Annotated in this window: 16 protein-coding genes and 1 pseudogene; 11 read left to right on the forward strand and 6 right to left on the reverse strand. The window is 69.3% G+C overall.

Annotated elements, in window-relative coordinates:
- Positions 1-75 precede the first annotated feature (75 nt).
- The 4 genes from GD429_RS33860 to GD429_RS33875 all read right to left on the reverse strand — a co-directional run bounded on the left by GD429_RS33860 (position 76) and on the right by GD429_RS33875 (position 4,881).
- A complete protein-coding gene (locus tag GD429_RS33860) occupies positions 76-408 on the reverse strand; it encodes a hypothetical protein (RefSeq protein ID WP_152863735.1) in 333 nt (110 codons plus the stop codon).
- 224 nt (positions 409-632) lie between these two features.
- Positions 633-3,059, reverse strand: coding sequence for a c-type cytochrome (locus tag GD429_RS33865; RefSeq protein ID WP_152863737.1), 2,427 nt, complete (start codon positions 3,057-3,059; stop codon positions 633-635).
- Positions 3,049-3,552: a (2Fe-2S)-binding protein gene (locus tag GD429_RS33870; RefSeq protein WP_105392134.1), complete on the reverse strand. Its 504-nt coding sequence runs from the start codon at positions 3,550-3,552 to the stop codon at positions 3,049-3,051. Before GD429_RS33870 ends, GD429_RS33865 begins: the two co-directional genes overlap by 11 nt.
- Before the next feature lie 171 nt (positions 3,553-3,723).
- On the reverse strand, positions 3,724-4,881 hold the full coding sequence (locus GD429_RS33875; RefSeq protein WP_152863739.1) for an FAD-dependent monooxygenase: 1,158 nt from the start codon (positions 4,879-4,881) through the stop codon (positions 3,724-3,726).
- 298 nt (positions 4,882-5,179) lie between these two features.
- Between GD429_RS33875 and GD429_RS33880 the strand changes: the two genes are divergently transcribed.
- The 5 genes from GD429_RS33880 to GD429_RS33900 all read left to right on the forward strand — a co-directional run bounded on the left by GD429_RS33880 (position 5,180) and on the right by GD429_RS33900 (position 10,989).
- A complete protein-coding gene (locus GD429_RS33880; protein WP_152863741.1) occupies positions 5,180-5,932 on the forward strand; it encodes an Asp/Glu racemase in 753 nt (250 codons plus the stop codon).
- 27 nt (positions 5,933-5,959) lie between these two features.
- Complete coding sequence (locus GD429_RS33885; RefSeq protein WP_152863743.1) at positions 5,960-6,790, forward strand: alpha/beta fold hydrolase; 831 nt, start codon at positions 5,960-5,962, stop codon at positions 6,788-6,790.
- A 47-nt stretch (positions 6,791-6,837) separates the two neighbouring features.
- Positions 6,838-7,878: a 2,5-dihydroxypyridine 5,6-dioxygenase gene (locus tag GD429_RS33890; RefSeq protein ID WP_152863745.1), complete on the forward strand. Its 1,041-nt coding sequence runs from the start codon at positions 6,838-6,840 to the stop codon at positions 7,876-7,878.
- Between the two features lie 19 nt (positions 7,879-7,897).
- Positions 7,898-8,551 (forward strand): isochorismatase family protein, encoded by a 654-nt coding sequence (locus GD429_RS33895; protein ID WP_152863747.1) that lies wholly within the window; start codon positions 7,898-7,900, stop codon positions 8,549-8,551.
- Between the two features lie 146 nt (positions 8,552-8,697).
- Positions 8,698-10,989 carry a xanthine dehydrogenase family protein molybdopterin-binding subunit gene (locus GD429_RS33900; RefSeq protein ID WP_321575084.1) on the forward strand — a complete coding sequence of 764 codons (2,292 nt, stop codon included), beginning with the start codon at positions 8,698-8,700 and terminating at the stop codon, positions 10,987-10,989.
- 25 nt (positions 10,990-11,014) lie between these two features.
- Here GD429_RS33900 and GD429_RS33905 read toward each other — a convergent pair whose 3' ends face one another.
- Entirely contained in the window at positions 11,015-11,461 is a 447-nt protein-coding gene (locus tag GD429_RS33905) for a MarR family winged helix-turn-helix transcriptional regulator (RefSeq protein ID WP_152863749.1), read from the reverse strand.
- Between the two features lie 534 nt (positions 11,462-11,995).
- On the opposite strand from GD429_RS33905, the gene GD429_RS33915 reads away from it, so the two are divergent.
- From GD429_RS33915 to GD429_RS33945, 5 genes and pseudogenes are all read left to right on the forward strand, one after another.
- Positions 11,996-13,303: an MFS transporter gene (locus GD429_RS33915; protein WP_152863751.1), complete on the forward strand. Its 1,308-nt coding sequence runs from the start codon at positions 11,996-11,998 to the stop codon at positions 13,301-13,303.
- A 280-nt stretch (positions 13,304-13,583) separates the two neighbouring features.
- The gene (locus tag GD429_RS33920) at positions 13,584-14,345 is read left to right on the forward strand and encodes a DUF4397 domain-containing protein (protein ID WP_152863753.1); all 762 of its coding nucleotides are present in this window, start codon (positions 13,584-13,586) and stop codon (positions 14,343-14,345) included.
- Positions 14,346-14,423: 78 nt separating this feature from the next.
- Positions 14,424-14,807 (forward strand): hypothetical protein, encoded by a 384-nt coding sequence (locus tag GD429_RS41390; protein WP_227791924.1) that lies wholly within the window; start codon positions 14,424-14,426, stop codon positions 14,805-14,807.
- A 318-nt stretch (positions 14,808-15,125) separates the two neighbouring features.
- Positions 15,126-15,452 (forward strand): annotated as a pseudogene (locus tag GD429_RS33935) (aspartate/glutamate racemase family protein); the annotation flags it as partial.
- Positions 15,453-15,687: 235 nt separating this feature from the next.
- The gene (locus GD429_RS33945; protein ID WP_152863755.1) at positions 15,688-16,836 is read left to right on the forward strand and encodes a LysR family transcriptional regulator; all 1,149 of its coding nucleotides are present in this window, start codon (positions 15,688-15,690) and stop codon (positions 16,834-16,836) included.
- Positions 16,837-17,038: 202 nt separating this feature from the next.
- Here GD429_RS33945 and GD429_RS33955 read toward each other — a convergent pair whose 3' ends face one another.
- On the reverse strand, positions 17,039-18,601 hold the full coding sequence (locus tag GD429_RS33955; RefSeq protein WP_152863757.1) for an MFS transporter: 1,563 nt from the start codon (positions 18,599-18,601) through the stop codon (positions 17,039-17,041).
- A gap of 100 nt (positions 18,602-18,701) precedes the next feature.
- Here GD429_RS33955 and GD429_RS33960 point away from each other — a divergent pair, with 100 nt between their 5' ends.
- On the forward strand, positions 18,702-19,580 hold the full coding sequence (locus GD429_RS33960) for a LysR family transcriptional regulator (protein ID WP_152863759.1): 879 nt from the start codon (positions 18,702-18,704) through the stop codon (positions 19,578-19,580).
- The last annotated feature ends 114 nt before the right edge of the window (positions 19,581-19,694 follow it).

Raw genomic sequence — 19,694 nt, forward strand, 5'->3', positions numbered from 1 at the left:
GTCGGCTTGCATACGGGGGAACAGAAACGCAAGTGCCGCTTCCGGCGGCGGTCGCGCGGTAACACCGCGCGTCGTTCAACCGCGCGGGTTCGATGCCGTCTCGAAGGTCGGATGGCACTCGAACGCGAGTTCGGAGCGTGCATCGACGCGGCGACCGCCGGTCAGCGATTCCTGCTTCAGGCTCGCGCGCATCCCGCGCTGCGTGCAGTAGTTGGTGGCTTCGTTGACGGCCTTCTCATGGGCGTCGGCCCACGTCGTCGACACGCCGACCGTGCGCGTCGTCACGGTGAATACGTTCGGGTTCGACGTCGCGGTCACGTCGGAAGCGGTTGAACACGCGGCGAGCAAGCATGCGGCAGCCGCGACGGTCAACCATCGCAGGGTTCGAAAAGAAACTGACATGGACATGAGGGCAGGCACACGTCGGCCCGACGTGCATTGAACAACATAGGCGACAGTATGCCTGCCCGATCGCCGGAGATCATGCCCTTTTCAGTGAACACATTGTTTCGAATGGTTAAACGATGGCCGATGCAGGCAAGATTTACAGCCCGGCGCCGTGCCCGTTTTCATCGCGCAAGTAGTTTTGCCCGGCCGATGCGTCGTTTCGCGCCCTCACGCTCGTGTGCCGGTCAATGCACGCGCTCCTGCCTGATCCTCGCCGATGCTTCGGCCAGGTTGCGCCACGCCGGCTGCCCCGGCGCATAGCGCGCGCGAATGTACGCGGCGAGTTCGGCCATCTGCCGATCGTCGAACGCGTCGCCGAAGCCCGGCATGTAACCGAGCCGGTCGGTGGCCGGCTGGTCGATCCCGTGATGCAGCACGCGCAGCAGGTTGTCCGGCGCCGCCTGGCTGACGCTCGTGTTGAGCCCCATCAGCGGGCGCACGCCGAAATGCCCGACGCCGCCCGATTCCGCGTGACAGACCGCGCACGCCGCGTCGAATGCACGGCGGCCGCTCTCGAGGCCGAGCGTCGCGACGGTTTCGGTGCCGCGCGCCTGCCGGGCAGCCGCATCGGCGGCCACCGCGGCGTCGACAGGTGGCGACAACGACGCAAGGTAGTGCGCGATCGCCCGTACGTCCGGCTCGGGCAGCGACGCAAGCCCCGCGACGACGGGCGCCATCGGCCCGGCCGCGACGCCGTGCTGCGCGGAGAAACCCGTACGCAGGTAGTCGAACAACGCGCCTTCGGTCCACGGCACCGGTGCGGCCGGCGACGCGACGAGCGGCGGCGCGACCCATCCTTCCGCTTCGCCGCCCGACAGATACGCGAAGCCGCCCTTCTCCGCGCCCAGCGCGTTGCGCGGCGTGTGGCACGCGCCGCAGTGCCCGGCGCCGTCGACCAGATACTTGCCGCGATTCCACATCGCGGAGCGTGCCGGGTCCGGCGCGAACGGTCGCGCGTCGTGAAACAGCCAGTTCCAGCCGGCGACGAGGCGTCGCCGGTCGAGCGGGAACGGCAGCTTCGTCTTCGGCGGCACATGCTTCACCGGCGGCTGCGACATCAGGTACGCATAAAGCGCGAGCAGGTCCGGCTCGCTCAGCTTCGCGAACGCCGTGTACGGGAACGCCGGATACAGATGCGTGCCGTCGCGCGAGATGCCTTCGCGCATCGCGCGCGCGAACGCCGGATACGACCACGTGCCGATGCCGGTTTCCGGATCGGGCGTGAGGTTCGTCGTGTAGATCGTGCCGAACGGCGTATCGAGCGCGAGCCCGCCCGCGTTGGTCGCGCCGCCGGGCGCGGTGTGGCACACCGCGCAATCACCGGCGATCGCGACCTGGCGGCCGCGTTCGAGCATCGCCGCGCTCCACATTGCGCCGTCCGCGCCGCCGGGTGCGACAGGCGCGATCGGCGCGGGCCCCGGCAGGATCGCGCACGCGAGCCCGATCAGCCCGCCGACCACGCCGCCCGCGCCGCCGCCGGCCAGCCAGCGGCGCCAGCGCGAAACGCGGCGCGGTGCGACATGCGGCCCGTCGCCGAAATCGACCGGCGCCGGTTGCGCGAGGGCCGCGCGAATGCGCTCGGCATCGAACGGCGGCGCACGAAAACGCACGCCCGTCGCGTCGTACAGCGCGTTCGCGATCGCCGCCGCGGCAGGTGCCGCCGCCTGCTCGATCCGGCGCGCATCGTGCGCGGACAGTTCGCCGTGCGCGCCGTTCGCGCGATGCGCCGCGTCGTCGGAAGCAACCAGTTCATGCGCGATCGCGTCCGGCTGCGCGCCGGCATCGCTCTCGTCATGCGCGGGCCGCGCGGACAACCGCGCGCCCATCACGCGCGAAATCGCCGCCTCGACCTGCCACGCGGGCAAACCGGCCATCGACACGTCACCCGGTTTGCCGGCACCCTGCCCGGCCACGACGCGCCGCACCGCGACGTCGCCCGTCGCGCGGTCGACCTCGAGATCGACGACCCAAGCAGACCAGCGCGTGTCGCCGTCAAGGGCGGCATCTGCTGCCGGTGGTTCGCCGCCGGACGGTGCCGCAAGCGCGCCGGCGCCATCGAATGCGAAGCCGCGACCGCTGACACGCGAACGTGCGCTCGCGTCGGCCGCGACCGGTGCGCCCCATGCGGCGCGTTCGCTGACCATCCGGATAATCTCGCGCGGCCCCGCATCCCGCGCTGCATCGAGATGCTGCAGGCGCAACGCGACCGGGTCGCGCCGCAACGCGCCCGCGAGTTCGTCGACGAAGGATTCGCGGGCGAACACGTGTGCGTGACCGGGAATCGCGCGGCCGGCGTCGGCCAGTTCGATCGACGTCTGCGCGTGGCGGTAGACGAACGGCGATGCGAGGCCGGAATCCTTACCCTCGATCGTCGAACCGCGAAGATCGTCCGTTATCACGCTAGCTGCCTGCGCGCGATAGCGCCAGTTCGTCATCCGCCCGTCGCGCGCGGTCCGCGTTTCGATATCGAACGATGCGTGCGTGCGCATATCGCCGATCGGCCATTCGTAGCGTGCGTGATGCGTATTCGGTACGTCGGCGGTGCCTTCGTCGCGCGGCTCGTGCGTCGCCACGCGCTCCTGCTCGACCGGCGGGCTCAGGTCATGCTTCATCGCCGTCCCGCAGATAGCGCGCGGCACGATGCACGGCCCGGATGATCTCCAGGTGCGTGCCGCAGCGGCACAGGTTGAAACGCAGCGCATCGCGGATCGCCGCGTCGTCCGGCGCGGGGTTGCGGTCGAGCAGCGCCTTCGTGCTCATGATCATCCCGTTCAGGCAATAACCGCATTGCGCGGCCTGCTCGTCGATGAACGCGCGCTGGATCGGATGCGGCGCATCGCGCGACCCGAGCCCTTCCAGCGTCGTGACGTCGCGCCCGCTCGCGGCCGCGGCCGGCACGACGCACGAACGCGTCGCCTGCCCGTCGACGAGCACCGTGCACGCGCCGCACTGCCCGAGCCCGCAGCCGTATTTCGGGCCGTTGAGCGCGCAGTCGTTGCGCAGGACCAGCAGCAGCGGCGCGTCGGGCGCGGCCTCGTCGAAGGTGTGCGGCGTGCCGTTCACGCGAAACGCCAGCGGCCGCGACGGAGAAGCGGGATGGGACATGAATGGATCCGAAATGCGGCGTGCGGTTCGAGGGCCGGCCGGCGGCGGGCACTGCCGCCGGCCGGCACCCGCCGCCGCGCGCATGACATATAACACGCCGAAAAACACGCGGACCGGCGCATCGATCCCCGCGACGGCGAAGCGCCGGCCGGCGCGGGAATCGCGTGCGCGTCAGGCCGCGGCCGCCACGTTGTTGCGCGACGGCGAGACGAGCGGCACGTCGAACACGTCGTAGCCGAACACCCACGACGGATCCTCGTTCGTGCGCAGCCACGTGTTGTTGTGCGACACGAGCTGCACCTTCGACGCGCGCGCCGCGCGATTCGCCTCGTACAGCGCGAACGCGCCCGCGTAGTCGCCGATGCCGACTTCGTCGAGACAGCGCGCGAGCATCGCCGCATCCTCGATGGCCATCGCCGCGCCCTGCGCCATGTGCGGCTTCATCGGATGGCATGCGTCGCCGAGCAGCACGAGCCGGCCACGGCTCCACAGCGGCAGCGGATCGCGTTCGAGCAGCGGCCACTTGGTGATCGACGGCGACACGTCGATCAGGTGCTGGATATCGGCATGGAAACCCGCGAATGCGTCGCGCATCTCGTCGCGGCTGCTGTCGACCATCGACACACCTTCGGGCCATTCGGCCTGCGGCACGCCGGTCACGTAGTAATACTCATCACGCTTCTCGGTCACGTAATAGACCATCATGTGGCGATCCTCCGACCACCACTTCACGCACATGTCGTACGGCTTGTTGCCGAGCAGCGATGCCGGGAACACCGCGCGGTGCGCGACATAACCCGTGTAGCGCGGCGGTTCCGCGCCGAGCAGGTGCTCGCGGATCCGCGAATTCACGCCGTCCGCGCCGATCACGATGTCGGCCGTCTCGACGCTGCCGTCGGCGAACGTCAGCCGCACCGCGTCACCGGTGTCCTCCACTGCCGCGAGCCGCTTGCCGAAACGGATCGTGCCGGGCGTCACCGCCTGCGTCATCAATGCGTGGAAGTCGCCGCGATGCACGGTCAGGTAGCTCGCGCCGTAGGTCTTGCGCGCGTAATCGCCGAGCGGGATCTGCGCGAGCACGTCGGCCGTCTGCCAGTCGCGGCTGTACCAGAAATCCGGATGCGAACCCATCGTGTTCAGCGCGTCCTCGCAGCCGATGCGCCGCATGATCTTCATCACGTTCGGGCCGAGATGGATGCCCGCGCCGAGGCGCGAGAACGCCGGCGCCTGCTCGTACAGCGCGACGTCGTAGCCGCCGCGCTGAAGCAGCGCCGCGGCGGCCGTGCCGCCGAGACCGGCGCCGATGATTGCGATACGGGGTGTGCTCATGCGGATCTCCTGATCGTGGGCCCGTTGCCGAACGCGGCGCGAGAACGGGCGGATTGAATGGCGTTTATGTAGCGTACACACTCAATTTATTCAGGACAAGCGGATTATTGTTCGTTTCACTCCCATTCGGGAAAACACCAATAATTCCTCCAAACTCCATACACGCAAACGATCTTCGTGCGATGGACATCATTTTGATCCATTGCCATTTTCAAATGTACACACTAGACTTTGCTCGAAATCCGGCGATCCCGCGCCAGCGTGCCGCCTCACCCTTACCGACACGGAGCCTCCCGTCATGAGCAAGACCTACCGCATCGGCCAGATCGTGCCGAGTTCCAACACGACGATGGAAACCGAGATTCCCGCGATGCTGCGGTTGCGCGAAACGATCCGCCCCGAGCGCTTCACGTATCACTCGAGCCGGATGCGGATGAAGAAGGTCGTCAAGGAGGAACTGGCGGCGATGGATGCCGAATCCGACCGCTGCGCGCTCGAACTGAGCGACGCGCGCGTCGACGTGCTCGGCTATGCGTGCCTGGTCGCGATCATGGCGATGGGGCACGGCTACCACCGCGTGTCGCAGGCGCGACTGACCAAGCACACCGCCGACAACGGCGCGCAGGCGCCCGTGCTGACGAGCGCCGGTGCGCTCGTCGACGCGCTGAAGGTGATCGGCGCGAAGCGCATCGTCGTCGTCGCGCCGTATATGAAGCCGCTCACCGAGCTCGTGGTCGACTACATCCGCAACGAAGGCTTCGACGTGCTCGGCTACCGCGCGCTGGAAATTCCCGACAACCTCGACGTCGGCCGCCACGATCCGGCACGCCTGCCCGACATCGTGAAGACACTGCCGTACCAGGACGCCGACGCGATCGTGCTGTCCGCGTGCGTGCAGATGCCGTCGCTGCCGGCCGTCGCGAAGGTCGAGGCGATGACGGGCAAGCCGGTGATCACGGCCGCGATCGCAACCACCTACGCGATGCTGCGCGAGCTCGACCTCGAGCCGGTCGTGCCCGGCGCCGGCGCGCTGCTGTCCGGCGCGTACTGAACGCCGCCCTTCCGACGGAGTCCATTCATGCCCTCGACTTTCCTGTATGGCGCGAACATCCGCGCGAACGGCATCCGCCAGCACTACCTGCGCTACGGCGGCGCGACCGGCGCGCGCGCATCGCGCCCTGCGATCGTGCTGATTCCCGGCATCACGAGCCCCGCGATCACGTGGGGCTTCGTCGGTGAAACCTTCGGCGCGGCGTTCGACACCTATGTGCTCGACGTGCGCGGCCGCGGGTTGTCGGAAGCATCGCCGTCGCTCGACTACAGCCTCGATGCACAGGCCGACGACGTCGCGGCGCTCGTCGCCGCGCTCGGCCTGCCGCGCACCAGCCTCGTCGGCCATTCGATGGGCGCGCGGATCGCCGCGCGCGCGGCGCGGCGCGGCATCCGCGGGCTCGCATCGGTCGTGCTCGTCGATCCACCCGTGTCGGGCCCGAACCGCCGCGACTATCCAGGCAAGCTGCCGTGGTACATCGACTCGATGGCGCTCGCGCGCGCCGGCACCGACGCCGAAGGCATGCGCGCGTTCTGCCCGACCTGGACCGATGCCGAACTGCAGTTGCGCGCCGAGTGGCTGCATACCTGCGACGAGCGCGCGGTGCGCGCGAGCTATGAAGGATTCCATACCGACGATTTCCACGCGGACGCCGCGCAACTGGCCGTGCCATCGCTGCTGATCACGGCCGAACGCGGCGACGTGGTGCGCGACGACGACGTCGCGGAACTGCAGCGCGCGACGCCGTCGATGCAACACGTGCGCGTGCCCGATGCCGGCCACATGATCCCGTGGGACAACGCGCCGGGCTTCTACGCGGCGTTCGGCGGCTTCCTCGGCGCGCCGCTCGCGGCCTGATCGCTCGGCGCCCGCCCCTTTCCCTCACGCCCTTACCGGAGCCGACGATGCCAGTCAGCGACACCCAACTGATCGACGCGTGGAAGCAGGTGCTCACGCTGTCGCGCCTCGAACCGGGCCAGACCGTCACGATCCTGACGAGCGCGGCCACCCATCCCCAGACGCTGTCGTGCGCGCTGATCGCGACGCAATCGATGGGCGCGATCGTCAACCGGCTCGACCTGCCGCCGGTGAACGGCGAGAAAGCGTTCAGCCGCGACCCGCTCGCGTATCTCGGCACGACGCCGTTGACCGGCAACAAGGCCGCGATCGCCGCGCTGCGCGAGAGCGACCTCGTGCTCGACCTGATGACGCTGCTGTTCTCGCCCGAACAGCACGAGATCCTGAAATCCGGCACGAAGATCCTGCTCGCGGTCGAGCCGCCCGAAGTGCTCGTGCGGATGGTGCCGACGCTGGCCGACCGCACGCGCGTGCTCGCCGCGGCGAAGCGGATCGCCGCCGCCCGCGAGATGCGCGTGACGTCGGCGGCCGGCACCGCGCTCACCTGCCCGCTCGGCGACTTCCCGCCGACCGCCGAATACGGCTTCGTCGACGCGCCCGGCCGCTGGGATCACTGGCCGAGCGGTTTCGCGCTGACCTATCCGAACGACCGCACCGCACGCGGCACGATCGTGATCGATCGCGGCGACATCCTGCTGCCGCAGAAGCACTACGTGAGCGAGCCGATCGCGCTGACCGTCGAAGGCGGTTATGCGACGCGCATCGAAGGCGGCGTCGATGCCGACCTGCTGCGCGACTATATGGAAACCTTCGCGGACCCCGAGGGCTATGCGATCTCGCATATCGGCTGGGGGCTACAGCCGCGCGCGCGCTGGTCGACGCTCGGGCTGTACGACCGCGAGGCGACGATCGGGATGGACGCGCGCGCGTTCGAGGGCAACTTCCTGTTCTCGCTCGGCCCGAACAACGAAGGCGGCGGCAACCGCACGACCACCTGCCACATCGACATCCCGCTGCGCCGCTGCACGGTCGAGCTCGACGGCGAAACCGTCGTGCGCGACGGCCGCGTGACCGATCAACCCGCGTGACCGACGAGCGCCCGACACCATGAACGACCTTTCCCACCACGCCGAAGCGAACGTCTACCGCCAGCAGGGTTTCGGCACGCCGCTGCCGCCGCACGGCAACATCGGCCTGCTGATCGTCGACTTCGTGGTCGGCTTCGCCGATCCCGCGACGTTCGGCGGCGGCAACATCGCGCCGGCGATCGCACGCACGACGCGCGCGCTCGCGCTGGCGCGCGAACGCGGCTGGCCGGTCGCGCACAGCCGCATCGTGTACGCGGAAGACGGCAGCGACGACAACGTGTTCTCGCTGAAGGTGCCCGGCATGGCGACGCTGACCGAGCATCATCCGAACAGCGCGATCGTGCCCGAGCTCACGCCCGCGGCCGGCGAACTCGTCGTGCGCAAGACCGTGCCGTCGGCATTCTTCGGCACGCAGCTCAGCCCCTGGCTCGCGCAGCGCGCGGTGCAGACGCTGCTCGTCGCCGGCGCCGTGACGAGCGGCTGCGTGCGCGCGAGCGTGGTCGATGCGATGTCGCACGGGTTCCGCCCGCTCGTGCTCGCCGATTGCGTCGGCGATCGCGCGATCGCGCCGCACGACGCGAACCTGTTCGACATGCAGCAGAAATATGCGGCCGTGATGCCGCTCGACGACGCGATCGCGGCGATCGATGCCATGCACGCACACGCGCGCTGAGTCGCGACGGATCGCGGGCGGCGCATGCGTCGCCCGCGATTGACGCTGCGCTTTTGGCGGCCTAGATTGGCCTGACGCGCGCCGCCCGAACCCTCTCCGACGCAACCGGTCGCCGGCCGCGCCGCTCCCGACAGGACACCTCCCCCGTGAACCGTTCCGAATTGCTCGTGCGCGACGGCTGCCTGACCGTGATCCGGCCGCCCGCGCCTCCGCCCAAGCCGGCGCCCGGCCAGCCGGGCAGCCTGTCGTCCTACGTGCCGGCATTGCCTGAAGTCTTCGTCGCGATTCTCGACGACGGCCGCATCCTCGCGTTCAACGGACACGTCGATCTCGGCACCGGCATCCGCACGTCGCTCGCGCAGATCGTCGCCGAGGAACTCGACGTGCCGGCCACGCGCGTGACGATGGTGCTCGGCGACACGGCCGCGACGCCGAACCAGGGCCCGACCATCGCGAGCGCAACGATCCAGATTTCCGCGACGCCGCTGCGCTGCGCGGCCGCGCAGGCGCGCCACGCGCTGCTGGCGCTCGCCGCCGAGCGGTTCGGCGTCGACGTCGAGCGATTGACCATCGACGACGGGACCATTTCGGCGGACGGGCGAACGGCGACGTTCGCGGCGCTTGTCGCCGCGCATCGCATCGCGCTGACGCTGGACCTGAACACCCGCACGAAGGATCCCGCGCTGTACCGGATCGTCGGCAAGTCGGCGCCGCGCGTCGACCTGCCCGCGAAAGCGACCGGCCAGCTCACGTTCGTGCACGACATGCGCGTGCCGGGCATGCTGCATGGCCGCGTCGTGCGGCCGCCGTATGCGGGCCACGACAGCGGGCCGTTCGTCGGCACGTCGCTCGTCGACGTCGATCGCGCGTCGGTCGCCGACGTGCCGGGGCTGGTGGCCGTCGTCGCGATCGGCGATTTCGTCGGCGTCGTCGCCGAACGCGAGGAACATGCGATCCGCGCGGCGCGTCAGTTGCGCGTGACGTGGCGGCCGCATGCCGCGCTGCCGCCGCTCGACGAGCCGGCCGCCGCGATCGCCGCCGCACCGGCCAAGCGCCGCGTGCTGCTCGACGAAGGCGACGTCGACGCGGCGCGCGCGTCGCCCGACACGATCACGCTGTCGCGCACGTATGCGTGGCCGTTCCAGATGCACGGCTCGATCGGCCCGTCATGCGCGCTCGCCGACTACCGGGAACCGGGCAACGGCCGGATCACCGTGTGGTCCGGCACGCAGAATCCGGTGTCGCTGCGCTACGACCTCGCGACGCTCGTCGCGCGCGACGAAGCCGATTTCGATGTCGTGCGGATGGAGGCGGCCGGCTGCTACGGCCGCAACGGCGCGGACGACGTGTGCGGCGACGCGCTGCTGCTGTCGCGCGCGGTCGGCCGACCGGTGCGCGTGCAACTGTCGCGTGCGGACGAGCATCTGTGGGAACCGAAAGGCGCCGGCCAGTCGATGCAGGTAACCGGCACCGTCACCCGCGACGGCAGCCTGCTCGGTTACGACTTCACGACACGCTATCCGTCGAACGACGCGCCGCTGCTCGCGGCATTGCTGACCGGCACGATCGCGCCCGAGCCGCGCGTGTTCGAAATGGGCGATCGCACGGCCGTGTCGCCATACGCAAGCCCCCATCGCCGCTTCGTCTGCGAGGATCTCGCGCCGCTCGTGCGCGCGGCGTGGCTGCGCGGCGTATCGGCGCTGCCGAACTCGTTCGCGCACGATGCGTTCGTCGACGAATGCGCGGCGCTGACCGGCGTCGATCCGCTCGCGTTCCGGCTGCGCCACCTGCAGGACACGCGCGCGACCGAACTGCTGCAGGCCGTGGCCGATCGCGCGGGCTGGACGCCGCGCCCGACGCACCCGCATCGCGAACGCGAACACGACGGATCGCGGCTCGCGCGCGGTCGCGGCGTCGCGTATGCGCGCTACGTGCACAGCCGCTTCCCCGGTTTCGGCGCGGCGTGGTCGGCATGGATCGTCGACCTGAGCGTCGATCGCGTGTCGGGCGAGATTCGCATCGAACGCGTGACGGTCGGTCAGGACACCGGCACGATGATCAACCCGGATGGCGTGCGCCACCAGATCCACGGCAACGTGATCCAGGTACTGAGCCGCACGCTGAAGGAGCGCGTGCGGTTCGCGGACGGCAAGGTCGCGTCGCGCGAATGGGCGAGCTATCCGATCCTGACATTCGCGGAAGTGCCGGACGTCGATGTCGTGCTGATGCCGCAGCAAGGCGAACCGCCGCTCGGCGCTGGCGAATCGGCGTCGGTGCCGGGCCCGGCCGCGGTCGCGAACGCGTTGTTCGATGCGACCGGCGTGCGGTTCTACGCGCCGCCGTTTACGCCCGAAGCGGTCCGCGCCACGCTCCGCGAGGCCGGCCGGCTGATGAGCGCCGACGAAGCGGCCGCAATCGCAACCACCGGCGCGGCGTAGGCCCGGCCGGCGCCCCGCGTACGCATCACGCTTCGCCGTCTTCTTCCATCATCTTGCGCAGCAGGAACTGCAGCGCGACCCGCTCGCCCGGATTGAGCGTGCCGTACGTGCGCTCGGTCACCTGCCGTGCGAACGGCACCGTGCGGTCGATCAGCGCGAGGCCGGTCGCGGTTGCGCGCACGATCAGCTTGCGGCCGTCGTTCGGGTCGGGCAACACCTCGATCAGCGCGCGCGTCTTCAGGCGCTCGACGACGCCGCGAATCGTCGCCTGGTCGATCGCGGTCGCCTTGACGATGTCGTTCAGCGAGCACGCCTGGCGTTCCTTGACCGCGCACAGCGTCACGAACTGCGCGGCCGTGAGATCCGAATCGGGGATCGCTTCCTGGAAGATCGACACGTGCCGCTGATACGCGCGGCGCAGCAGGTGCCCAACCTGGTCGTGAAAGTCGTAGGAATCCTTCGAAGACGCCATGAAAGTGCAGGCCCGTGCCGCATGTAGATGAAAGACAAGCAGTGTACACCCTCAATTCGGCGCAACCGGCGGCCGGGCCGCCGCTTCATTGCGGTGCATCACGATTCGCGGCACCCGGCACCCATCGCACCTGACGATCGCCCGACAGCGGCCGATCGCCTGCCGGCGCCGTCGCCGAGACGGCCGGCCCCGAGCGTTCGAACCGGCTGCCGCACGCGTGTTTGCGCACTGCGGCGAGCTTTCGCGCACACACTCCAATTTTGAGCGCATACGCACGAAATTTGTGCATGTTCATGCATATTCCCCGATCATTTCAACGCGCGTTTTCGGTCATACAAAACCTCGTTGAAAGCACGGTTTTTCTCGCCAAAACGCTTGCCTCCAGGCGGCCTGATTCATGCCTGTGCGATTCGGTATTTTCTAGTGTGTACGCTATTTAATTGCCGTGATATACAGACTCCAGTGCGCGGCGGAACGTCCGCCCGCGTCGATCGGCCACCCATTCATCCGACACACTCGAACAGGGGCAATCCCATGTCTACCGCACACCCGAGCGCCGCCGTTTCCCCCGACGACGCGCTGCACGGCAATCTCTATCGCAAGGTCACGCTGCGCCTGATCACCCTCTTCTGCCTGTGCTACTTCGCGGCCTATCTCGACCGCATCAACATCGGGCTCGCGAAACTCCAGATGCTCGACGCGCTGAAGTTCAGCGATACCGTGTACGGGCTCGGCGCCGGCCTGTTCTTCGCCGGTTACATCCTGTTCGAAGTCCCAAGCAACCTGGTGTTGCAGCGCGTCGGCGCGAAGCTGTGGATCGCGCGGATCATGATCACGTGGGGCCTGCTGTCGGGTGCGACGATGTTCGTGCACACGCCGATGCAGTTCTACATCGTGCGCTTCCTGCTCGGCGCCGCCGAAGCCGGCTTCCTGCCGGGCGTGCTGCTGTACCTGACGCAGTGGTATCCCGATGCGCGCCGCGCGCGGATCGTCGCGCTGTTCATGGTCGGCCTGCCGCTGTCGAGCATGATCGGCAGCCCGATCTCCGGCTGGATCATGCGCGCGTTCGACGGCGCGCACGGGCTCGGCGGCTGGCAGTGGCTGTTCCTGCTCGAAGCGCTGCCGTCGGTGCTGCTCGGTTTCGCGGTGCTGCGCTGGCTGCCCAACGGCATCGAATCCGCGCAATGGCTGAACGCCGACGAAAAGCGGGCGCTGCGCGCGAATCTCGACGCCGATCCGTCCGGCAACAAGAGCCACGCGCTCGGCAAGGCCTTCTCCGACCCGAAGGTGTGGGCGCTCGGCCTGATCGACCTGTGCGTGCTGCTCGGCCTGTATGCGGTGAGCTTCTGGCTGCCGACGATCCTGCGCGACACCGGTGTGAAGGACGCGTATCACATCGGCTGGCTGATGGTGATCCCGAATGCCGCGGCCGTGCTCGCCACGCTGTATTGCGGCGCGAGCTCGGATCGCGCACACGAACGCCGCTGGCATATCGTCGTGCCGTTCATGGTGTCGGCCGTCGCGCTGGCGATCGCGGCCTCGTCGCCGCATGGCACGCTCGGGACGGTACTGCTGTTCTCGCTGATCAACGCGGGCGCGGCCGCCGCGATGCCGGTCGTCTGGGCCTTGCCTTCGACGTTCCTGAAGGGCTCGGCCGCGGCCGGCGGGATCGCGTTCGCGTGCTCGATCGCGAACCTCGGCGGGTTCGGCAGCACCTACTTCATCGGCTGGCTGCGCGACACGTTTCATTCGCAAAGTGCGGGCCTGTACGGCTTCGCCGCATGCATGCTGGTCGGCTGCGCACTCGCGCTCGCGTATCCGGCCAGGCTCGTGAACCGCTGACGCATCGCGTCGCCCGCCGCGACGCTGTCCTTTTTACAACCGCGCCCGTCGCGCGGCCCGCCCCACGCCTCTGCTTTGCATCGCGCACGCCGCCACCCCGGCGCGTGCGCGCCTCCCGCCTTCATTCGTCGTCATCCGCCGCGCAGGCACACTGCTTGCGCCATCCACGCGCCCGCCTCCCCGGCGGCCGGCATCCTTCCCGCAACCGGCGCTGCGCACCGCGCGATCCTTCGCGCGGCGGTCCCGCATCGCCTGCAGGTTCCCTGAACGAGAGGACGACATGAAATCGATACGAACACTGGTGGCCTTGTGCTCCGTCATTTCCGTGCTCGCGGCATGCGGCGGCGACGGCAACGACGTCGGCACCGAACTCGGCATCTCGAAGCCGCAGGCGCGCTTCATCAATGCGGTGCCGGCCGGGCCGAATCTCGACTACCTGAATGCGAAGATCGACCAGTCGAGCGTCGCGTACAAGGGCGTGACGCGCTATCACGACATCGACTCGGGCACGCAGAACGCCAGCTACGACGTCTCGGGCACGACGACGACGGTCGCCGCGCAATCGTTCAGCGCGGCGAACGGCCATCACTACACGACGATCGCGCTGCCGAGCACGTCGTCGCCGATCTCCGTGATCGACGATCCATTCAACAAGGGGCTGCTGTCGGACAAGGCACGCGTGCGCAGCTTCAACGCGTCGCCGAACGCGCAGAACGTCGACGTATATGTCGTTCCGCCCGGCACCGACATCACGGCGCAAAGCCCGACGCTGGCAGGCGCGGCCTACCAGAACGCGGTGCCGGCATCGACGCAGGATTCGATCTACCTCAATGGCGGCAGCTACCAGGTGATCGCCACGACGGCCGGCAGCAAAGCACCGATCCTCAAGACCGCGCCGGTCACCATCAACAACAACGCCGACTGGCTGCTCGTGACGATTCCGTCGGGCGGGATCGGCGACGTGACGCCGAACGACATTCACGTACTCGTTGCACAGGGCAACGATGCCGATACGTCGGCACTGGAGCTGGGCCCGCAGTAAGGGCTGCCAACGGTCGCGGCGGCCGGCGTGCGCCGGCTCGAGCTGTCGCTGCCGGTCCGGGAATCGCTACAACGGTCCTTGCAAATCTTTCATGCGCACGACCACGCGCACGCGTGCCGCCGGGCGCACGTGCGCGGCCGGCACGGCACTCCACAAGCGAACGGCGCACCCACGCGCGGCGTGCGTGCCGTCCGCCCGACCGGCCAGCCGGCCAGTCAGCCGCCGCTCGCGCCGCCCGGCGCGGAGGCCGCGCCCGGCATGCTCGCGCCGCTGTCGGCGCCGCTTCCGGCCGCTGCGCTGCCCGGCATGCCCGACGGTGCGGCGGACGGCGCGGCCGACATCCCGCCCGTTGCGCTCGATTCGGAACTCGCCGCGCCGCCGTTGTCGCTCTTCTTCTGGCAACCCGCACCTGCCGCCAGGCCCGCGATCAGGATGCCGGCGAAGACGGCTCGCGATACATGACGAAATGAATATCGCTGCATGACACCTCCGCTGATGTCGATGTGAATGGAGCCCGCTGGCGAGCAATTCGCATGCCGCGCCCGGCCGCCGACGATGAACGCGCCCCATTCATTTTTCAAATGACGCTCAGCCGAATATTTAATTTCCCATCAGTGCGCAGGCCACCCATACTCGCGAACAAATCCGAGACATAACGTCCACGGCGGCCGGGCCGGCGCTGCGTGTATACGCTGTACACGCCGCCGGTTTCGCGCCCCGCACATGGAAGGAGACAACGGCGTGCAACTGGAAGCCACTCACCGCCCGGGCCTCGTGCACGACGCGCGCTGCGCGTCGGTGCACGCGAGCGGCCTTGCGGTGCTCGAACTCGAGGAGAACCCGGCCCGCACAATCGAGTCGATCGTCGGTCAGGCGCAGCGCGCGGTGAAAGACGATCGCGCGGAAGTGATCTGCCTCGGCTGCGGCGGAATGGCCGGCCTCGACCGGCAGATCGAGGAATGCATGGGCGTGCCGGTGGTCGACGGCGTATCGGCCGCGGTCGCCGAGTCGCTGGTGCGCCTGAAACTGAAGGCGTCGAAGGCCCGCACGTATGCGCCGCCGCGTCCAAAGCGGATCGTCGGCTGGCCGGGAACCTTCGCAAAATGACGGGCCGCCGGCCGGCTGTCGCGTCGGGTTCGGGTTCGGGTTCGGGTTCGGGTTCGGGTTCGGTGTCGGGCTCGGTGTCGGGCTCGGTGTCGGGCTCGGTGTCGCGCTCGGTGTCGCGCTCGGTGTCGCGCTCGGTGTCGCGCTCGGTGTCGCGCTCGGTGTCGCGCTCGGTGTCGCGCTCGGTGTCGCGCTTAGTGTCGCGCTCGGGCTCAGTGCCGCCGGGAGGCGTATCGGCATGCGGGACCCACTAGACCCGAACGCCCTGCCCCGCGACGCGTCCGCCGCCACGGACGTGCTCGACGTTCTCGATGCGCGGCTGATGCGCATCCTGCTCGTGCTGCTGACCGAGCGCACCGTGTCGCGTGCGGCCGTGCGCCTGAACATGTCGCAGCCGGCGACGAGCGCCGCGCTCAAGCGCCTGCGCACGCTGCTCGGCGATCCGCTGCTCGTGCGCAGCCGCTACGGGATGGTGCCGACCGAGTTCGGCGCGCGGCTGATCGAACCGCTGCGCAACGCGCTGCGCGTGATCGACTTCATCCGCATCCAGCAGCCGACGTTCGACGCGCGCACGTCGGTGCGCACCTACCGGATCGGCTGCCCCGACTATCTGAACGTGCTGTTCGTGCCGAAGCTCGTCGCGCTGTTCCGCGAGCGCGCACCGAACGCGCAGCTCGTGTTCCATCCGCTCGGCGACGGTTTCGACGACGAGCGCGCACTCGCCGACGGCGAACTCGACGTCGTGATCGACAATCGCCCGGCCCGCTCGTCGCGGTTTCGGCAGGACGACCTGTTCGACGATCGCGTCGTATGCCTGATGCGCGCGACGCATCCGTTAGCGCGGCGCGGCGCGATGACGGCTGCGGATTTCGCGGCAGCGCCGCAGCTGTGTCCGACGCCGTCGTGGCTCGAAGCGTCCGGCGCGATCGACCAGCAGCTCGATCATGTGGGGCTGCAGCGGCGAATCGTCGTCACGCTGCCGCACTTCGAACTCGCCGCGCATGCGCTCGTGCGCTCCGACATGATCCTGACCACCACGTACCGGCTCGCGCGGCACTATGCGAAGCTGCTGCCGCTCGCCGCGGTCGCGCTACCGGTCGAACCGCCGGATATCGTGTACCGGATGACGTGGAACGAATCGGGATCGTGCGTCGAAGGCGTGCGCTGGCTGCGCGGGCTGATCGCCGAAGCGACGCGCGGCTGGCTCGACGCCGAGGCCGCGCTGCCGGCGGTTGCGGCGGTTGCGGCCGCAACCGTACCGGCGACGCCCGCGCCCGAGCCGCTGCGTCCACCGCGAGCACGCAAGGCAATGCACTGCAGCGCCTCGCACCGGCCGCTCGTCGCACGCGCCGCGCGTCATCAGCGCCACACGACGAAATCGCACTGAACCGCGGGATTGCGCGACGCGCATCCGCGCGCTGCAGACGCAGATCGACTACGCGAAGCAGCACGGCAATACGCGACAGGCAATGCGCCAGCAGGCGGCGCTGGAGAAGACCAGCGCGAATTGCACGGACGCGGGCCAACTCGCGCGCGCCGTATGTGGCGTCAACCGTGGCGCGAGATCATCAAACATGCCTACCTCCCCGCTACGCATCGCGCATCGGTTGCGCAAGCAACTTGTCTGCAACGACGGACACAACGAGCGCAAGCACGCCGCTCACGATGAGCGCATCGGCGAACCCACTCGCGAACGCGACGGGCGCCGCCTGTGCGAGCGCGCCGACGGCCGACGGCGGCACGCGGTCGAGCGCCTGCGCAAGATCGCCGGCCAGCAGGCTCGACATGAACGGCGCGTCGGCGAACGCGCGCAGGCCCGGCGCGGCGGACAACAGGCGGTCGAGCCGCGCGTGCGTACTCGCCGCCAGCACCGCGCCGAGCACGCCGACGGCCGTCACGATCGCCGAGAAGCGCGTCGTCGTGCTGATGCCCGACGCCATGCCCGTGCGGTCCGGCGGCACGCACGCCATGATCGCCTTCTGCGTATCGCCGTTCATGATCCCCGCGCCGCAGCCCGTCACGAACATGCCGATCGCGACGAGCCGGTAGTCGCCGCTGGCCGTCAGCGCCGCGGTCGCGAGGTTGCCCGCGCCGATCAGCGCGAGCCCGCCCGCCAGCACGCCGCCGGACGATGTGCGCGCGGCAAGCGACGCGCCGAGCGACGGCCCGGCGATCATCGCGAACGCGAACGGCAGCATCCCGAGGCCCGCGTCGATCGCCGACATCCCGAACGCGTTCTGCAGGTACAGCGGCAGGAACGTCATCATCACCTGTGCGCACGCCGCATAGCCGAACATCGCGAGCACGGCGCCGACGAAGCGCGGCTGGCGGAACAGCGCGAGATCGATCATCGGCCGCGCCTGCCAGCGCTCGGCGCCGATGAAAGCGGCAAACAGCGCGACGGCGAGCGCGAGCCGGCCGAGCGTCGCGGCCGACAGCCAGCCGTGCGACGGTGCGCCGATCAGTGCCGCGATCGCGCACGCGAGCGCCGCGCCGAACAGCAGGCTGCCGGCAGCGTCCACGCGTTTCGCGTGCGGATCGCGCGATTCGTCGATCGCGACGCGCGCGCCAATCGCGAGCAGCGCACACACCGGCAGGTTCAACAGGAACACCCAGCGCCAGCCGATCCATTGCGTGATCGCGCCGCCGACGAGCGGCGCGATCGCCGTCGCGATCCCCATGCACATCCCCCAGATCGCCCACGCGCGCGCCCGTTCGCGGCCATCCGGAAAGCGGTTCGCGATCACCGCGAGCGCGGCCGTCAGCAGCAGCGCGGCACCGCCGCCCTTCAGCGCGCGCGCGGCGATCAGCCAGCCGGCCGACGGCGCGACGCCGCAACCGAGCGACGCGACGAAAAAGAGCGCAAGCCCCGCGCCGAGCATCCGCTTGCGTCCGAAGCGGTCGGCGAGCCCGCCGGCCGGCAGCAGACAAGCGGCGAACGCGGTCATGTACGCGCTGACGACCCATTCGATATCGGCAAAGCTCGCATGAAAACTGCGCGCGATGCTCGGCAGCGACACGGCGACGACGTTCGTGTCGAGCACGATCAGCGAACAGGTCGCCGATGCGACGGCGAGCGTCGCGGCGGCCGGCATGCGGGCGCCCGCGTGCGGGGCGGTGGCCGCGCGCGACGCCGGGGAGGATTGGGACATCGGCAACTCCGAAGCAGGATGAACGAGCCGTATGCTAGGCTTGCCCGGTATTGCCTGTCATTGACACTCCCATACTGTTTTATTGACGAAAATTGCAATCATGGACCGGCTCGAATTCCGTCACGTGCGCGCATTCCTGAGCGTCGCGCAGCACCTGCATTTCGCCCGCGCGGCCGATGCGCTCGACATGGCGCCGCCCGCACTCACGCGGCAAATCCAGGAAGCCGAACGCGTGCTCGGCGTGCGGCTCTTTCACCGGTCTCGCCGCGCGGTCACGCTGAGCGCGGCCGGCGAAGCCTATCTGGCCGAGGCGAGCGCCGCGTTCGAGCACCTGCAGCGCGGCCGCGAACTCGCCGCGCTGGCCGAGCGCGGCGAACTCGGCCGGATCGAGATCGGCTACGTATCGTCCGCCGTCTATTCGGGCACGCTGCAGCGCACGGTCGGCGCGTTCCGCGCCGCGCACCCGCGCATCGAGCTGAACCTGCGCGAAGTGCCGATGGACGACGTCGCGAACCAGCTCGACGCGGGCCGGCTCGATCTCGCGTACGTGCGCCCGCCGCTGCCGCTGCCCGGCGGCCTGCGGATCGTCACGCTGCAGCGCGACGTGTTCGTCGCGGCCGTGCCGGCCGATTCGCGCTACGCGTCGATGACGGCCGTGCGCGCGGCCGACCTCGCCGACGCGCGCTTCGCGGTGCCGGAACAGGAGCTCGGCACGCTCGAAGTCGCGCGCCGCGGCCGTTTCGCGCCGCTGATCGCCGCACGGCCGGGCGGCTTGCTCGCGGTGCTCGCGTGCGTGTCCGTGAACGGCTGGGTCGCCGTGATTCCCGATGCGCTGGCCGGTTGCGTGTCGTTGCCGGGCGTCGTGTACCGGCCGATCGCCGGCAAGCCGATCATGTCGGAACTCGCGCTCGCGCACCGGCGGTTCGAAAAAGCGCCGGCAGTGCGGGCATTCCTGCGCACGGTTTCGCCGGCCGCATAAGCCGGCCGCGCGTTGGGCGTTGGGCGTTCGGCGTTCGGCGTTCGGCGTTTGGCGTTTGGCGTTTGGCGTTTGGCGTTCGGCGTTCGGCGTTCGGCGTTCGGCGTTCGGCGTTCG

It is taken from the genome of Burkholderia sp. BE17 (genome assembly GCF_009362305.1).
GTDB classification, from domain to species: Bacteria; Pseudomonadota; Gammaproteobacteria; order Burkholderiales; family Burkholderiaceae; genus Burkholderia; species Burkholderia pyrrocinia_C.

What these genes read in the sequence shown, in the direction of transcription:
- GD429_RS33895 (WP_152863747.1), top strand. Translation starts at nt 7,898, where the DNA reads ATGAACGACCTTTCCCACCACGCCGAAGCGAACGTCTACCGCCAGCAG.
- GD429_RS33890 (WP_152863745.1), top strand. Translation starts at nt 6,838, where the DNA reads ATGCCAGTCAGCGACACCCAACTGATCGACGCGTGGAAGCAGGTGCTC.
- GD429_RS33905 (WP_152863749.1), bottom strand. Translation starts at nt 11,461, where the DNA reads ATGGCGTCTTCGAAGGATTCCTACGACTTTCACGACCAGGTTGGGCAC.
- GD429_RS33955 (WP_152863757.1), bottom strand. Translation starts at nt 18,601, where the DNA reads ATGTCCCAATCCTCCCCGGCGTCGCGCGCGGCCACCGCCCCGCACGCG.
- GD429_RS33875 (WP_152863739.1), bottom strand. Translation starts at nt 4,881, where the DNA reads ATGAGCACACCCCGTATCGCAATCATCGGCGCCGGTCTCGGCGGCACG.
- GD429_RS33860 (WP_152863735.1), bottom strand. Translation starts at nt 408, where the DNA reads ATGTCCATGTCAGTTTCTTTTCGAACCCTGCGATGGTTGACCGTCGCG.
- GD429_RS33865 (WP_152863737.1), bottom strand. Translation starts at nt 3,059, where the DNA reads ATGAAGCATGACCTGAGCCCGCCGGTCGAGCAGGAGCGCGTGGCGACG.
- GD429_RS33945 (WP_152863755.1), top strand. Translation starts at nt 15,688, where the DNA reads ATGCGGGACCCACTAGACCCGAACGCCCTGCCCCGCGACGCGTCCGCC.
- GD429_RS33915 (WP_152863751.1), top strand. Translation starts at nt 11,996, where the DNA reads ATGTCTACCGCACACCCGAGCGCCGCCGTTTCCCCCGACGACGCGCTG.
- GD429_RS33920 (WP_152863753.1), top strand. Translation starts at nt 13,584, where the DNA reads ATGAAATCGATACGAACACTGGTGGCCTTGTGCTCCGTCATTTCCGTG.
- GD429_RS33960 (WP_152863759.1), top strand. Translation starts at nt 18,702, where the DNA reads ATGGACCGGCTCGAATTCCGTCACGTGCGCGCATTCCTGAGCGTCGCG.
- GD429_RS33870 (WP_105392134.1), bottom strand. Translation starts at nt 3,552, where the DNA reads ATGTCCCATCCCGCTTCTCCGTCGCGGCCGCTGGCGTTTCGCGTGAAC.
- GD429_RS33885 (WP_152863743.1), top strand. Translation starts at nt 5,960, where the DNA reads ATGCCCTCGACTTTCCTGTATGGCGCGAACATCCGCGCGAACGGCATC.
- GD429_RS33880 (WP_152863741.1), top strand. Translation starts at nt 5,180, where the DNA reads ATGAGCAAGACCTACCGCATCGGCCAGATCGTGCCGAGTTCCAACACG.